At 68.3% G+C, this 16,055-nt stretch carries 12 protein-coding genes and 1 tRNA gene; 2 read left to right on the top strand and 11 right to left on the bottom strand.

Annotation, left to right across the window (positions count from 1 at the left end; all coding sequences use genetic code 11):
• Positions 1-29: 29 nt before the first annotated feature.
• Positions 30-530, bottom strand: coding sequence for a hypothetical protein (locus KY497_RS10840; RefSeq protein WP_055868615.1), 501 nt, complete (start codon positions 528-530; stop codon positions 30-32).
• Positions 531-539: 9 nt separating this feature from the next.
• A complete protein-coding gene (locus tag KY497_RS10835; protein WP_258185677.1) occupies positions 540-1,895 on the bottom strand; it encodes an MFS transporter in 1,356 nt (451 codons plus the stop codon).
• Between the two features lie 10 nt (positions 1,896-1,905).
• Here KY497_RS10835 and KY497_RS10830 point away from each other — a divergent pair, with 10 nt between their 5' ends.
• A complete protein-coding gene (locus KY497_RS10830; protein WP_219869025.1) occupies positions 1,906-2,742 on the top strand; it encodes a hypothetical protein in 837 nt (278 codons plus the stop codon).
• Between the two features lie 39 nt (positions 2,743-2,781).
• Here the strand turns inward: KY497_RS10830 and KY497_RS10825 are convergent, their stop codons facing one another.
• The 4 genes from KY497_RS10825 to KY497_RS10810 form a co-directional block, all read right to left on the bottom strand.
• On the bottom strand, positions 2,782-6,141 hold the full coding sequence (locus KY497_RS10825; RefSeq protein ID WP_219869024.1) for an ATP-binding protein: 3,360 nt from the start codon (positions 6,139-6,141) through the stop codon (positions 2,782-2,784).
• The gene (locus KY497_RS10820) at positions 6,138-6,800 is read right to left on the bottom strand and encodes a DUF4194 domain-containing protein (RefSeq protein WP_055868619.1); all 663 of its coding nucleotides are present in this window, start codon (positions 6,798-6,800) and stop codon (positions 6,138-6,140) included. The genes KY497_RS10825 and KY497_RS10820 overlap by 4 nt, the downstream gene beginning before the upstream one ends.
• On the bottom strand, positions 6,793-8,256 hold the full coding sequence (locus KY497_RS10815; RefSeq protein WP_219869023.1) for a DUF3375 domain-containing protein: 1,464 nt from the start codon (positions 8,254-8,256) through the stop codon (positions 6,793-6,795). Before KY497_RS10815 ends, KY497_RS10820 begins: the two co-directional genes overlap by 8 nt.
• 72 nt (positions 8,257-8,328) lie before the next feature.
• The gene (locus tag KY497_RS10810; protein ID WP_258185676.1) at positions 8,329-8,709 is read right to left on the bottom strand and encodes a UTRA domain-containing protein; all 381 of its coding nucleotides are present in this window, start codon (positions 8,707-8,709) and stop codon (positions 8,329-8,331) included.
• A 54-nt stretch (positions 8,710-8,763) separates the two neighbouring features.
• Here KY497_RS10810 and KY497_RS10805 point away from each other — a divergent pair, with 54 nt between their 5' ends.
• The gene (locus KY497_RS10805) at positions 8,764-11,310 is read left to right on the top strand and encodes a LamG domain-containing protein (RefSeq protein WP_258185675.1); all 2,547 of its coding nucleotides are present in this window, start codon (positions 8,764-8,766) and stop codon (positions 11,308-11,310) included.
• 146 nt (positions 11,311-11,456) lie between these two features.
• On the opposite strand, the gene KY497_RS10800 is transcribed toward KY497_RS10805, so the two are convergent.
• The 5 genes from KY497_RS10800 to KY497_RS10780 all read right to left on the bottom strand — a co-directional run bounded on the left by KY497_RS10800 (position 11,457) and on the right by KY497_RS10780 (position 15,982).
• Positions 11,457-11,528, bottom strand: a tRNA-Gln gene (locus KY497_RS10800).
• A 101-nt stretch (positions 11,529-11,629) separates the two neighbouring features.
• The gene (gltX, locus tag KY497_RS10795) at positions 11,630-13,135 is read right to left on the bottom strand and encodes a glutamate--tRNA ligase (RefSeq protein WP_055868629.1); all 1,506 of its coding nucleotides are present in this window, start codon (positions 13,133-13,135) and stop codon (positions 11,630-11,632) included.
• 53 nt (positions 13,136-13,188) lie between these two features.
• A complete protein-coding gene (locus tag KY497_RS10790) occupies positions 13,189-13,878 on the bottom strand; it encodes a class I SAM-dependent methyltransferase (protein WP_258185674.1) in 690 nt (229 codons plus the stop codon).
• Between the two features lie 71 nt (positions 13,879-13,949).
• A complete protein-coding gene (locus KY497_RS10785; protein ID WP_219869021.1) occupies positions 13,950-15,209 on the bottom strand; it encodes an MFS transporter in 1,260 nt (419 codons plus the stop codon).
• Positions 15,206-15,982: a fumarylacetoacetate hydrolase family protein gene (locus KY497_RS10780; protein ID WP_017830796.1), complete on the bottom strand. Its 777-nt coding sequence runs from the start codon at positions 15,980-15,982 to the stop codon at positions 15,206-15,208. The genes KY497_RS10785 and KY497_RS10780 overlap by 4 nt, the downstream gene beginning before the upstream one ends.
• Between the last annotated feature and the right edge of the window lie 73 nt (positions 15,983-16,055).

The following is a 16,055-nucleotide window of genomic DNA, read 5'->3' as shown; positions in this document are numbered from 1 at the left end:
AGGGAGTGGCGTGGCGGGGTGCCGTCGTGTTATTCCCCGTCGGGCTCGGCGCGGGGCGCCGCGAAGGTGCTGCGCATGTGATCGCTCGTCAGGAAGTCGGCGATACCGATCATGATCAGGCTGAACACGATCTGCTCCGACACCATCCAGAGTGGGTAGAGCCCGGGGATCGCTGCCATCACGAGCGTGATCACCGGGAAGATCTGCGCGAACAGGCGCAGACGCTGATACGCCCACCGCCATCCGCGCTGCGCCCGCCACGCGAAGTAGAACAGGGTCGCGGTCATCGCCAGCACGACGAGCGTGCGCATCCAGACGGCGAACGAGACCGACGCGCCGTCGACTGCCAACGCGAGTGCGACGGCGACGGCGCCGACCCCGATGATCAGCTCGACGACCAGGAGCCAGATGATCCAGGTGAACGCACGCACGGTCTTGGGGTGCGTGCGGTCGGCCTCGCTGATGGCGACGCCCGCCTGCCGCCCGCCGGCGATCCGATCCAGTCGGAGGAAAAGAGACTCCAGAGCCATGATCGGAGCCTATTGCGTGCGGACCTCGTCGGGCTCCTCCATTCGATGGATGTCGACCACTCCGTTGGCCGCCGGGTCGACCGCGCGCTCGAGCACCAGGGCCAGCAGCCCGACAGCGAGGCTCCCCGCGATCATCAGGCCGATGAACCAGCCCTCCAGCCCGCCGCCGAGCAGGACGCCGGCGACGAGCGGCCCCATGATGGCACCGCCCTGGAACGCCGCGGAGTTGATGGCGTTGTAGCGACCGCGCGTACGGTCGGAGGCCAGGTCGTTGTAGATCGCGGGGACGGTGGGCTGCAGCATCGTCTCCCCGAACGCGAAGACGCCCATGTAGGCGATCACCCCGATGGCCGCGACCAGAGTGCCCGGCAGGAATCCGGTCGCGCCGAGCAGCACCCACGACAGCGCCCAGAAGAGCGCCATCACCTGCATGACCCTGGTGCGCCTCTTGCCGGTGATCAGTTTCAGGACGGCGAACTGCAGCAGCACGATGACCGCGGTGTTCACGGCGAAAGAGATGCCGACGACCTGGGTGGAGACCTCGGAGACCTGTCGCGCGAAAGCCGGGAAGCCGGCCTCCATCTGCCCGTATCCGATGAAGACCGACAGGAACGTGAGAAGGGTCAGCCACAGCACGGCGGGGCGACGCAGGATCTCCCGGTATCCCCCGACGGGCGGGGCGTCGACCGCTGCCTCATGCTGAGTGCGCACGTGGCGGAGCGGCCCGAGAATCAAAGCGAGCGGGATCAGGCCGCTCGCCGCGTCGACGAGGAAGATCGTCGTGAAGGTGGCCGGCTCGGTGACATCGACGAAGAAGCCGCCGATCACTCCTCCGACGCCGATCCCGAGGTTCACCAGTGCGAAGTTGACGCCGAAGTACTGCTGGCGCACCTCCCCCTCGACCACGGTGGCGATGAGCGCGTTGAACCCCGGCCAGGACACACCGAAGTTCACGCCGATGAGCATGACGGCGACCGCGGCGACCGCCGGGTGCGTGGCGTAGGCGAGAAGCGTGCATCCGGCGATCATGGACAGCAGCCCCACGATCAGCACCTGTCGTGCGCCGAAGCGGTCGATCAGGGTTCCCCCCGGACCGGTCACGACCAGACCCGTGATCGCGATGAGACTCATCAGCGCCCCCGAGATGCCGAGGTCGAAACCGCGCACCTCGTGGAAGTAGATGATCGTGAACGGCAGTGTCATGCCGCGCCCGAGCGTCTGAACGGCCACGGTCGACAGCAACCAGCGCCCCTCGGTGGGCAGCGCGTCCCAGAAGCTCCTCATACCGATCACCTCGACATTCTTCCCGATGCCTGCGACATCGCCGTTCGGGAGCGGATTGTCGGACGACCCGGTATCTGCCATCATCACGAGCATGGCGCTGTCTCTCGAAGAATTCCGTTCCTCCCTGCTGGACGCCGTCTCCCGGCAGGGACTGGGCATCCAGCTCACGGATGCCCAGGCGCAGCAGGTCGCCGCCGACCCGCAGGCCAGCCGGAGCTGGTACGAGTACTGGCTGTCCACGAGCCCGCAGACGGCGCCTGTCGTCGATGCCTCCTCGACGACGGACGCCTCGCCGACCGCCGAGACGATTCCCCTCGGCGGGCATGACTTCGCGCGGGCGGCCGCGTTCGCATCCGCTCCCCCGGCCTACGGCGGAGGCCCGGCGGAATACGCCGGCCACGCCGTTCCTCCGACCTCCGGCGAGCCGCAGAAGAAGAGCCGGGTCGGCCTCTGGGTGGCGCTTTCGATCGTCGGTGCATTGCTGCTGATCGCGGTCATCATCGTGGTGGTGGCCTTCACGACCGCTCGTCACTGGACGAAGGTCGATTCGCCGGAGAAGCCGGAGACGTTCCACAGCGAGGAGTACGAGACCGGCCTGTACCTCGTGTCGGACGACGGAGTGAGCCCGTGCGCCGTCGACCAGGACTGGACGGACTGCATCGATGCGATGGAGTTCAACTACGCCGGAGCCTGCGCCGGCGTCGAACTCGTTCCTGCGGCCGTGACCCCCTGCGGACAGCACCGCGCCGAGATCGACCGCATGCGCGCGGAGGATTCGGAGGGTTCGGTCGTCGCCTCGCTCGGCGATTTCGGCCACCTCACCCGCACGCCCGAGACCGCGACGCGGCAGGTGTCCAACAACGACTATGAAGCAGCGGTCACCCACGAGGCCGTCTGCTACCTCGGCTTCCTCGGGGAGTGCGAGTAGCGGCGCGGAGGACGACCGCCCGCCTCAGACCGCCTCTCCTCAGACCGCCTCCTGCGGAAGCCCCACCTTCGCCTTCGCCCAGGAGCGACCGCGCGTGTCTTTGAGGATGTTGTACTCGACATCGACGTGCGGCTCGATCGCACTGTACTTGTCGTTCGGCGCACCGATCACGAGTTGGAAGCCGAGTCCTCTCCAGGCGCCGATCGCGCGCTTGGTGAAGTGGGCATCCGCCTTGATCAGAGCTTCGTCCATGAAGACCGGCGCGTAGCGCGGCCGTGCCGCCCCCGCGTCTCCGAGCTGGTAGCGCAGAGCAGCGCCGACGATGAAGGCGACGAGCTCCTGGGACTCCCCTCCGGACTTCTCGCCGATGTGATCGTAGAGCGCGACGTGCTCTCGTGTCGCGGCGGTGACCCGCTCCGCGCTCACCCGCACGTGGTTTCGCACGTCGATGAGTTCGGCGAAGTCGGGCGCCGTCCGACGCATCCGGGCGATGAGGCGGCTCATCTTGCGATACACGGCCTCCCGTTCCGCATCGGTCGAGGCCGCATCGATCAGTCCCCGCACCTCGCGGAGCTCACGTCGGAAGCGCTTGCGCGCCTCCGTCTGATTCTCCCGCGGGGTGATCTGCAGGCGGTGATCGTCATCGTAGAAGGGCAGCTCCTCCATGATGCGGTTGATGGGATCGATGCGATCCTTGATCTCGCGCAGCGAACGGCTGAGAGTCGAGTCGAGACTCGTCAGATCGTTGCCGGAGAGCTTGAGGAGGCTGTCGCGCCACTCGGTCTCCAGCTCGTGCAGTCCATTGGTCTGGAGCGCCTCCAGAATGCTCTCGAACTCCCCGACCGACGCGTCCGGATCCGGCAGGAGCGTCAGATTGTCCCACCGCTCCAGGAACCCGGTCATGAGTCGTCGCATGCTCTCGCGCTGCTGCTCGTGGGCCTCGGCGGCCTCGCGGCGATCCTCGTGAAGGCGCTGGGCCGCGGTTCTCAGCGCGGTGTCCAGGTGCGCCAGGCGCTCCGCCGCGGACGGAGTGTCCCCCGTCTCGGAATGCAGGAATCGACCATCGAGGAACGACGCGTGCCGCTCCCCCATCTCGAGTCCCGATGCCGCGGCCGCATCGATGACGCTCTGACACGCGTCGACGTCGTCGGTGACCTGGCCCCAGTGATCCTGCGTCTGTGTGAGCTCATTGCTCAGACGCGCCTCGTCGTCGCGGAGCCGGGCCGCCCGAGTCCTCAGGTCGTCGGCCTGGTGCCGGAGCTGGCCGATCTCGGGGCTGGCCGTGGTGACCTCGGCTTCGACGGCGACCCAGCGCGCGCGCTCCGCCTCCACCGCGGCGACATCGATCTGCTCCCAGGTCAGGTCATCGATCCTCGCGAACGCGGTCGACCGCGCCTCGATCCGGTCGAGGGCCGCCTCGGCGTCCGCCGCAGAGGCGGCGCACTCGTCATGCCGTGCGCTCAGCTGCCGCAGCTGCTCATCGATCTCACGCAGACGACGGTCGTTGGTGAAGCCCAGCAAGTTGGCGCGGTCCTGCCCGCCGTGCGCGCCGCGACTCCCCTGCGAGACCTGACCGCTGATGGTGAGCGCTCTCTGATGCGCGCCCAGCTGCGACGACGAGTCCACGCAGACGTACCCGAAGCGCTCCTGGAGTCTCTGCTGGAGCCAGCCGGTGAAGGGCGTGGGCAGGTGGTCGAGCCGCCCGGGGAGCGTCTTCGGGTCGGCGCCCCGCATCTCGGGGAGCCCCGTCTGGACGCCTTCGTAATTGAGCCGTTCCGGGGTGCGCACCGCGTTGATGGCCGAACGGAACTCTGCCAGATGCTCGACGTCGATCAGAAGCGTCCTCGCGAAGCCGCCGAGCGCGAGGTTGAAGGCCTCGCGCCATGGCTCGAACTCCGTGCGCACTTCGATGAGTTCCCCGACGAACGGAAGATCCGATGGCGAGAGTCCGACCGCCTGTGCGAGCAGTGCGCGTGATTCGTCGAGGTGCGCGGGGATGCTGCCGCGCACGCGGATGGTCCTCTCGCGTTCGTCGCGCAGACGCCGCATCTCGGCCTCGGCGGTCCTGCGCGCCGTCTCCGCATCCGCGAAGGCCGCACGCGCGTCGCGGATGTCGGACTTCGGCGATGAGCCCCGGGTGCCGGCCACGAAGGCATCGAACTGCGCGGCGGTTTCGACCTCCACCCCGAGCTCCTCGGCGATCGCGTCGAACTTCGCCCTCTCCCGCCGGACGTCCTCCAGACGACGCTCGGCCACGCGCAGCTCACGCTGTGCGGTCTCCAGGCGGTCGCCGCCGGACTGCCGCAGCACATCGAGGAGGCCTTCACGCTCGAGATCGGCGGCATCGACGAGGGCGCGCTTCTCGCGGACGGCGAGGCTGAGCGCGCGGGTGCGATCCCCCAGCTCGACCTCGACCTCGCGCAGCAGATCCAGGCGCCGCTGCGCGTTCCAGAGCGCGGCGAGCGAGGAGGGATCGGTGAAGACGCCGACCTCGTCGATCACCCGCACGCGTTCGGCGGCGGCAGCGATGCGGTCCTTGATCCCGCGGATCGGCTCGAGCGCGCTCACCTGCTGCTTCGCGGTGAGCATCCTCGTACGCGTGCTCTCGAGTTCGTCGAAATGCGCCACCACGGCATCGGCGGTGGCCATGGTCTCTGGCTCTTCCAACACGAGCTTCTTGTACAGATCGTCGACCGTCGTGATCTGCTGCCCCGCCTGGATCCTCGCCAGGAGGCTGATCGCCTTCGCACCGGAACCTGCCGCCCCGATGCCGAGAACCGCCTGCAGCCGCGCCGAGAACTCGCGGTCCGTCGCCAGGGTCTCCAGTCCCGTCGCCCGTACCGACGCATCGGAGAGCCTCTGCGTGGCCGCCTTCTCCAGAAGGCCCAGATCGAATGCCCCGTTCACTGTGGCCCGCACCCGGGTCGTGTCCTCCAGAGTGCGAGCATCCGCGGGGATGTACCACGCGCGCACCGCGGTGAAACGCGATCCGTCGTGGTCGAGCCACGTCGTCGCGATCGCACTCCATGTGTCTTCGCCGTCGCCGCGCAGCACACGCAGCTTCGTGCCGTCCTCGGTGCGGGATTCGTCGATCTTCCCGCGCCCGTAGGAGAGGATGTTCCGCTGCTCGTCGCCGCGAGGGCGACCCGTCACTCCGCCGTTCGAGGCGCCGTTGAACGGCGTCGTGTGGGGCATCATCAAGGCGATGTACGCATCCATGAGGGTGGACTTGCCGGAACCCGAGCCCCCGCAGAGCAGGGTCGCGTCGGGTGAGAAGCGCACACGATGGGGGCCGGCGTCGTATCCGCCCCAGTTGATCAGCTGCAGCTCCTCCGCGACCCACTGCTGTCCCCGCGACCCCGCGGGGATGAGTCCGAAGAGCGTGTCGACCATGGTCATCGTTCCACCACTTCCTGCGACCGCAGCCAATCGCGAAGCTCTTTCAGGGTCTCGGCGCTGAGGACGACCTCGACGAGCGCACTGATCCGATAGCGCCCACTGGTCTCCTCCTGGACGATGCCCTCTCGATCCAGACGGTCCATCGCGTTCCGGATGGCCTTCTGCTGTCGGGCCGTGCCCCCGTCGACGTCGGTGAAGTAGCTGAGCACCGTCTGCTCGAGGTCTTCGATGTCGATGCGCACGGATGCCTCACCGGCGGCGGACTCGCGCTGATACACCGTGCGAAGATGCACCAGCACCAGGGTCTCGGCTCGCGTGTAGGGCGCGTCCTTCAGCAGCACCGGCATGTCGATCTCATCGGAGCGCAACTGCTGCTTGTAGGCGAAACCGCGACCGTGGTCGACGACCAGGCGGAGGTAGAGGTCGTTCAGCCGCGACTCGATCACCTGCTGGTGGTCGAGCAGAAGCGTCCACTCCCGACGATTGCGCTCCGCGGCGATGAAACGACGCTGGAGGATGTGCGCGAGCAGCCGTCGGATCTCGGGATCGAGGGTCCCTCGATCACCCGCGAAGTGCTCCTCGATGTCGTCTTCCATCGGGACGGGGGCGATGAACGCGTCGTCCACCGGCGCTTCCGTCACGAGGCTCTCTTCAGGCATGTGCTTCTTCCTTCGGGTTGCGCGCCGTGACGGCGCCGAACGCGAAACGTCGTGTCGAGCCGTCGGGACGCAGCGCCTCGACGACCGAGACCGCATCGCTCTCGGTCATGCCGTTGCGATGAGCGATCTCGAGCAGTCCGACGAGGTCGACGGGCCGGCGGGTGTCGTCGGCGGCGTCCTCGAAAGCGGTCGCGAGATCGAACTCCGGGCCGAGGTTCGAGACGTACTCTTCGAGCTCCGCATACCTCGGACCACCCCACGCTCGCGTGTCGACATCGGGGAACTCGACATCCTCGGCATCCGCGAGCGGGGCGGGGACGGCGGGAGGGCGGATGCTGCTCACCGTCTGTCTGAGGTGACCCAGATCGATGAGCGGGAGGCTGCGCACCGGCGCGGCGCTCGCCCCCGTGCCATCCCAGACGTGAAGCGCGGCGATGACGTCGCGGAGCAGGTCGTCGATCTGACGGTCCCGCAGCGGATCATGGGTCTTCACCTGGCCGGTGATGACGTGGGATGCCCGCCGCTGCGCGGCGAGGACCTCCTCGACGCCGAGTTCCACCCGACGCCCGATCGCATCGAGTTCGGCACGCTGGGTGGCGTCGAGCATGCGGGCGAACGGCTGCCGGAGCAGGCCGTGCAGCTGTTCGGTGAGCGCATCGATGCGGTCCGGATCGCCGATGAGTCTCAGGGCACCGGCGAACGCGCGCCCTTCCGGCGTCGAGTTCATCACGTCCTGCGCGCGCTGGAGGTATTCGCGGAGCACCTCACCCGTCGGCCGCTCGTCGCGGCGCAGATGGGCGACGACGTCGCGCTGCATCAGCTTGAGGGACTCGGCGACCCGTGTGAAGTCGGCCGGGAGCTCGCGCGCCAGATGCAGCACGTTCTCGGCTTCCTCGTAGAGCTCTTCGTCGTCCAGTGGATCGGCCCGGCCCGATTCCTCGATCCGGTCGATCTCGGCGTCGAGCGCGGCGCGCTCCTCACGCAGACGGGCGAGCCGGCGAAGGGGATCGGCCTCGGCGCTGTCGGCCAGATGCTCCACGGCTTCGAGGAGCGTGCGCACCCGTGAGTTGGAGACACGCGTGCGGCCTCCTCCCGTGCGTCCCGCGATCTCCAGGGCCTCCACCGCGTGTGCGGACAGCCGGTACACCTCGATGTCCTCATCGATCTGCTGCACCAGCCAGCCCAGCCGCACCCAGTTCCTGGCGACGTCGCGTCCCGTCCCCGCCGGTACCCGACGGTCGTCCTCATCGTCGCCTGCTCCCCGCAACTCGTCGAGGATCTCGGAGAGCTCGGCCTGCGCATCGGCGATCGGGATGGATGCCCGGTCGGCGGTAAACAGGAGCGAGAGCGAGGCCACCACGAAGGGCGCGAAGCGACCGTGCAGCAGATCGAGCGTCGGAGTGCTGAATGCGGTGACAGCGCGGGAGAATGCCGCTTCTGTTCGTGTTCCTGTCACGTATTCACATTACTCGGCGCCCTCGACGTCGCCGGACGCGACGCGGGCCTGGTGCCCGGGCAGGCCCCGGATCTACCGCGAGAACTCGGTACGCGTGAGCGGCGTGCTCTCCCGCGATGCCGTGACTAGGAACGTCACGGCATCCGGAAGGTAGCGATCCTCCCCGTACTCGATCGGTTCACCGGCCGAGGCGTAACTCACCCGGCGCACACGCAGCAGCGGGCTCGCGCGACGGACGCCGAGCAGGGTGGCGTCCGCACTGGAGACCGGGACAGCGTCGATGGCGTGCTCGGCGAAGGCGGTCACGACACCGAAGTCGCGAGTGAGCGCCTCGACGACCGAGGCTTCGTCGTCCGCGATCGCGGCGACCCGATCGGCGATCCAGTCGGGATAGGAGGTGCGCTCCAGCATGACGTCGCGCCCGGCGCGAACGATCCCGAGTACTCCGCTCACCTCGCCGGCGACAGCGAGAAGGTCGCCGGCTGGTACCGCGCGGTCGAACGCGTCATGCGCGAGACGTTCCCGGAGTCGCAGGTGCTTCTGACACAGGGCAACCACGACATCGCCGATCTGATGGGCACGACGTTCGAGGCCGCACGCTCGAACGCGCCCGCCGGTGCGCCGGAGTGGTTCTACCCGAACGCCGACACCGGCTACGTGAGCAACTTCCACACGACGATCGAGGGCATCGACTTCATCGGCCTCGACTACAACGGCACGAACACGTTCGGATACAGCGGCCAGCGCTCCGGCTACCAGGCCTACCTCCGCAGCACGCTCCAGGAGATCGCGGCGAAGCCCGACTACGACCCGGCCTCGCCGATCTTCGTCTCGATCCACAGCGGGTACGCCGGCACCTCGCTGGGTGGCCCCTTCCATGCCGACTACGACATGGCAGGACCCGATCTGCAGCGCATCCTCGCGGACTACCCGCAGGTGATGCTGGGTTCCGCGCACACCCATTTCTCATCGAACCCGGAGACGAGCATCTTCCAGAGGGACTTCACGGTCTACGAGAACGCGTCGATGAACTACATCTACCAAGATGTCCCCGCTGACTTCATCGGCGGCGGCTACTTCGGCGGCAACCAGGGCGATGCCGCCGCCGGGGTCCCGCAGAAGAGCGCGAACTTCGTGTCTGTGCTCACCGACGGGCGCACGGTCATCCGCCGCTTCGATGTCACCCATCAGCGGTGGATCGGCATGCCCTGGGTCATCGACACGACCGAGGGCAAGAGCGGCTTCACGTACACCGCGGATCAGCGCAGCACGGTCGCACCGTGGTGGGGTGCCGCTGCCGTGACCGCGAGCGACATCACAGAGGAGTCCCTCACGCTGCGCTTCGATCAGGCGAAGGACGATGAGCTCGTGAACCACTACGGGGTCGAGATCCGCGACCAGGCCGGCAACCCCGTGCCGTTCACGGCGAATCAGGTGCCCGACTTCGGAAGCAACGCCCCGAAGTCCGTCGCCGGCTCGTTCAAGGCGTACTCGCGGTTCTACATGACCCCGAACACGATGGGGTTCGACATCCGCGGCCTGAAGGCGGCGAAGAACTACACCGTTACGGTCACCGCCTACGATGACTTCCGGAACGCGTCCGAACCGCTCACCGGCATCGTGCGCACGGCCGGCGAGCTCGTCTTCCCCGACTTCCCGGCGGCGCCCGCGCCTGCGCCGGACGGCGAATTCCTGCACCTCGCCTTCGAGGGCGACCTCGGAGACACCGGCGCACATGCGGGCACGGCTCCCGCGGCGAAGCCGGTCGGATCGGTCTCCTATGTCGACACCGACCGCCCCGGCGCGTCGGGAACGGCGGTACGCATCGGCGGCGGCGCGAGCAACTACATCGACCTCGGGTCCCGCCCCGAGTTCGATCTCGGCACGGACAAGGACCTCACCATCGGCTTCTGGACGAAGGTCACAGGAGTCGGCGGCTACGGCGCGATCATCAGCAACAAGAACTGGGCGAACTGGTACCGCTCCGGCATCAACCTCGCGCCGGAGGGAACCAACACCGGCAAGCTCGAGTTCACCCTCGGCGACGGCACGAACGGCGTATATGCGACCGGTGATGTCGGCGACTACCGGGGTTCGTGGCACCACATGACCGTGACCGTGGATCGCACGCGCAACGTGGCGAGCACTTACCTGGACGGCGTGCTGGCCAAGGAGATGAGCATCGCGGGCATCGGCAGCATGACCAGTGGTCTGAACATGCTCGTGGGCGTCGACGGCAGCAAGAGCTACGGCATCGGTCTCGACATGGACGACCTGCGGATGTGGGACACGGCGTTGACCGGAACCGAGGTCGCCGCCCTGTTCGCGGCGGGCGACTCCACCGCCGAGAACGCCGCGCTCTCCCAGGCCGTGGAGTACGCCACCGAGCTGATGAACGCGAACGAGGTCGAGGCCGCCAACGGCCGGGTCTTCGATCAGACCCTCGGCGAGGCGCTCGCCACCGCGACGTCGAACAGTGCCGCTCTGCTCGCAGGGGAAGCAGCCCCGCTCGACCGACGTGCCGCAGCGGCACCGACGAGCGAGCAGCTTCGTACGAGCTTCGATGCACTGAAGGCCGCCGTCGACGCGGTGGAGGCTCAGACCGTGCGCTTCAGCTATGGCACCGAGGTGCGCGGGGGCGCCGTCTCGCCCGCAGAGGGCGTCGCCGATCGTGGGGGCCAGGTGCGCCTAACCCTCACCCCGGCGGCCGGTTTCCGGATCGCGGGTTCCACGGTCACGGCCAGCGGCGTCGACAGCTTCGCCATCGAGGGGTCGGACCTGGTGCTGACCGGCGTCCAGAGCAGAGTGCTCGCCTCGGTGGAGTTCGCCGCGGTCGACGCGGGAACGCCTGGAGAGGACGGCGACGGAGGCACCGGGAACGGAAGCCCCGGCGACGGCCACGGCACCGACACGACCCCCGGAGCCGACAGCTCTCCCGACCCCCTGGCGACGACCGGCGCAGACGGCACGATCGGCTGGGTCTGGACGGGCCTTGCCCTCACTCTGCTGGCCGCGGGCACGTGGCTGCTCCACCTGCGCCGCCGCTCGGCCTGACGCGCCATCACGAGAGCCCTCTGCATCCTGTGCTGACACGGGATGCAGGGGGCTTTCGTCGTCGCGGTGGACACGCAGCCGAACTGCTCTGGCGATACTGGTCCGGAAACGACGAAACCCCCGCCTGAGCGGGGGTTTTCGACTTGCTGGGGTACCTGGACTCGAACCAAGAATAACGGAACCAGAAACCGTCGTGTTGCCAATTACACCATACCCCAAGGGCGAAACCTGAGCCTCGCACCGAGAATCAAGCCTACCCGAGCGGCGGCGGAACACCAAAACCGGTGGGCCGTGATCCGCCGCCCGGGCGCGTCGCGCCTCAGCTGGCGAGGAACGCCGACAGGGAGCGCAGACGACGAAGCGACTCCTCCTTGCCCAGCAGCTCCATCGACTCGAACAGCGGCGGGGAGATCCGGCGGCCCGTGATGGCCACGCGCGGCGGGCCGTAGGCGATGCGCGGCTTGAGCTCGAGCTTCTCGACCAGCTCCGCGGCCAGGGCCTCCTGGATCTTCTCCGGCGTGAACTCCTCCAGCGGCTCGAGCGCGACGACGCAGGCATCGAGCACCTCGGCGGCGTTCGCCGGCAGCCCCTTGAGCGCATCCTCGGCGTACGTGACCTCGTCGGCGAACAGGAAGCCCACCATGCCGGGGACCTCGCCCAGCAGCTGCACGCGCTCCTGCACGAGAGGTGCGACGCGGAAGGCCGTCACCAGCTGCTCGTGCGTGGGCTCGTCGAACAGACCGGCCGCGGCGAGATACGGGATCGTGCGCTCGGCGAAGTCCTTCTCCCCCAGCATCCGGATGTGGTCGCCGTTGATCGACTCGGCCTTCTTCTGGTCGAAACGGGCCGGGTTCGGGTTGACGTTGACGATGTCGAACGCGGCCGTGAACTCGTCGAGCGAGAACACGTCGCGGTCGGGACCGATCGACCAGCCGAGCAGCGCGAGGTAGTTGAGCAGCCCCTCGGGAATGAAGCCGCGGTCCCGGTGCAGGAACAGGTCGGCCTGCGGGTCGCGCTTGGAGAGCTTCTTGTTGCCGGTCTCTCCCAACACCAGGGGCATGTGCGCGAAGCGCGGCACGAACGTCGTGACGCCCGCGTCGATGAGCGCGGCGTACAGAGAGAGCTGGCGTGCGGTCGAGGGCATGAGGTCCTCGCCACGCAGCACGTGGGTGATACCCATCAGGGCGTCGTCGACCGGGTTCACGAAGGTGTACAGCGGCACGCCGTTCGGACGCACGACCACGAAGTCGGGGAACGAGCCGGCGGGGAAGGTGACCTCGCCGCGGATCAGGTCGACGTAGGTGACGTCCTCGTCCGGTACCCGTAGGCGCAGCGCAGGCTGGCGACCCTCGGCGCGGAACGCCTCCTTCTGCTCGTCGGTGAGATCGCGGTCGAAGTTGTCGTAGCCGAGCTGCTTGGCACGGCCTGCGGCCTCGTTGCGCGCGTCGATCTCCTCGGCCGTGGAGAAGCTCTCGTAGAGGGCGCCCGTGGCGATGAGCTTGTCGATCACCTCGCGATAGATGTCATGACGCTCGGACTGCCGGTACGGAGCGTGCGGTCCGCCGACCTCGACGCCCTCATCCCAGTCGATCTTGAGCCAGGTCAGAGCATCGACCAGCTGGCGGAAGCTCTCCTCGCTGTCACGGGCGGCGTCGGTGTCCTCGATGCGGAACACCATCTTCCCGCCGTTGTGACGGGCGTACGCCCAGTTGTAGAGAGCCGTGCGGACCATGCCGACATGCGGCAGTCCGGTCGGCGAGGGGCAGAAGCGGACGCGGACGTCGGCACCACTGACAGTCGTGGTGAGGGGGTGAGGGGTAGCCATAGCCCTTCGATTCTACGGGGACGGCCGTCGCATCGCGGGTGGGCGGAGGGCCCTCAGGAAAATGTGCTCACAGCCACGGCTGCACGATGCTCGAGCGGGAGCGCGCCGTGCGCAGCGCGCTCATCCACGACGCGCTCGAACGCCGCACGGAATCGCCGACGATCATCGGCGTCGAGCCGGGCGTAGAGAGCACCGGCCCCGGCGACGCCCCCTTCGACCGAATACCAGAGCAGATCCGGGTCCGCGTTCCAGGTCCAGCCGTGCTCGGTGATCACCACCCGCTCCAGACCCGCGTCCCGCAGCATCCGCGCGAAACCGTCGGCGGTCCGCTCGAAATCCTCGTCGGCCGGGAGCTTCGCACCGGCGAACGGGGCCACACACGCGCGCTCGGTGACCTCTGCCCAGAACCAGGAGGGCGAGAGCGTCCAGGTCGTCGCGACCACGGCGCCACGGCTCACGCGCCGCAGCTCGGCGGCTGACCTGCGTGGAGAGGCGACATGGTTCAGGACGAAGTTCGCGACCACCACATCGACGGCACCGTCGGCGAACGGCAGATCCGGCAGCCCCGCATCGAGCATGTCGACCTGCGGTCGTTCGCGGCGGGACACCCTCCGCATCGACTCCTCCGGCTCACACGCCTGGACGCTCCATCCCGTCTCCGCCCACAGTGCAGCGAGCCTGCCGTCGCCCGCGCCGACATCGAGCAGGCTGCGCCCTCCCGGTGCGCCGAGTGCGCGTTGCATCGTCGAGAAGGTCCCTGCGCAGAGTGCGGCGTAGGAAGCGGAATATGCCTCGCCGACGCCGACCCAGTCCTTCATCGGACGCCGGAGCGGGCGAGCGGGGAGAGCGCTACGATCACGACGACCAGGACGAAAGCCGCGATGCCGAGTCCCGAGTACTGGAAGTTCGACAGCACCACACCGGCAAGCACAGACCCGGCGGCAGCCGAGAGGCTCATCAGCGAATCGCTGCGCCCCTGCCTGCGGGTGCGCAGCTCGGGCGCCGAAGCCTCGGTGAGCAGTGCGGCGCCGGCAACCGTCGCCGCGCTCCACCCCAGCCCCAGCAGGATGAGGGCCACCATCACGCCCCACGCCTCCGTACCGGTGAACACGGCGAACGCGAGAGCTCCGGCGAGCAGTACCTGTCCGAGCAGAACGACCTGCAGTCGGCCCCATCGATCGGCCAACACACCGAAGACCGGGGACAGCGCGTACATGCCACCGACGTGCAGGGCGATCGTGATCCCCACGAGCGCCGAGACATCTGCCGGACTCGCGGCCATGCCCCCGGCGCCGTGGGCCATGTGCGACAGGTGCACCGGAGTCATGGCCATGACCGAGGCCATCACCACATGAGAGCCGGCGATCGCGAAGATCGCATAGCGGGCGACCCGCGGGCGATCCACCGCCACCGCTCCGGCGGCCGCGGTCGACGCCTTCGCGAGCCGCTGGGCCGCCAGAAGCGGATCAGGACGCAGCGCGACGATGTAGAGCAGCAGCGCCGCGCACTGCGCGACGAAGGAAAACAGATACGAGCCCGTCTGCGGTGGCATCCCGACCGCCTGCCCGACGATCTCCCCAGGGCCCAGCAGCAGTGGGCCGGCGACACCGCCGATGGTCGTCGACCAGACGACGATCGACAGGTCGCGGCCTCGGTGCTGCGGGGCGGCGAGATCGGTCGCCGCGAATCGCGACTGGAGGTTTCCCGCATTGCCTGCGCCGATCATCAGGATCCCGGCGAGCAGCAGGGGGAAGATCCGCAGGGCAGCGGCGAGGATCACCACCGCGATGCCGACCAGCGCGAACAGGTTGCCGAGCGTGAGCGCGCGACGGCGTCCGACGCGCGCGGCGAGGCGGGCGAGCGGGATGGCACACGCCGCCGCTCCCAGCGTCACGGAAGCCGTCGCCAAACCGGAGAGCGCGTCGTTCCCCGAGATGTCGGCAGCAAGAAGCGCGCCGAGCGAGACCGTGGCCCCGAAGGCGATGCCGCCGAGCACCTGCCCGAACGACAGCACCAGCACGGTGCGCCGCTGGACCGCCGTCTGCTGCGCCGCCGTCAGGGCGACATCGGTCATGACGCGGGAACGGCGTCGCGCGCGGTGTTGCGCAGAATGCCCAATCCCGAGATCTCGACCTCGACGACGTCACCGGCCGCGAACGTGCCGACACCGGCCGGGGTGCCGGTCATGATGACATCGCCGGGGAGCAGGGTGAACACGGCCGAGGCGTACTCGATGATCGCCGGTACCGAGTGGATCATGTCGGTGAGCGGGGCATGCTGGCGCACCTCGCCGTTCACGCGCGTCTCGATCGTCGCGTTCGCCGGGTCGAAGTCGGTCTCGATAACCGGTCCCAGCGGGCAGAACGTGTCGAAGCCCTTCGCGCGCGACCACTGACCATCCTTGCGCTGGAGGTCGCGAGCGGTCACGTCGTTGCCGATCGTGTAGCCGAGCACGTAATCGAGCGCATTCTCGGCCTTGACGTTCTTCGCGATCTTGCCGATCACGACGACCAGTTCGCCCTCGTACTCGGTGCGCTCGGAGAGCGTCGGCCGCACGATCGCATCTCCGGGGCCGATCACCGCGGTGTTCGGCTTGAGGAACAGCAGGGGCTCCTCAGGAGCCTCTCCCCCCATCTCGGCGGCATGATCGTGATAGTTCTTGCCGACGCAGACGACCTTCGACCGCGGGATCACCGGGGCGAGCAGGGCGGCATCCGCGAGCGGCACCCGAGCGCCGGTGGTCTCGTACCCGGTGAACATCGGGTCGCCGGCGAGCACCACGAGCTCGCGCTCGTCGATGATCCCGTACATGATGGCTTCGTCGTGGCTGAACCGGGCGATCTTCATGGGATCCAGCCTACCGAGCGCGCCCGGGGGTCGCCGAGACCCCCGGCACGCGACGAGACCCACCCTCCCGGAA

It is taken from the genome of Microbacterium sp. PAMC22086 (assembly GCF_019443525.1).
Lineage (GTDB): Bacteria > Actinomycetota > Actinomycetes > Actinomycetales > Microbacteriaceae > Microbacterium > Microbacterium maritypicum.
The sequence above is the reverse complement of the archived record's forward strand: the minus strand, read 5'-3'. Positions and strand labels throughout refer to the sequence as shown.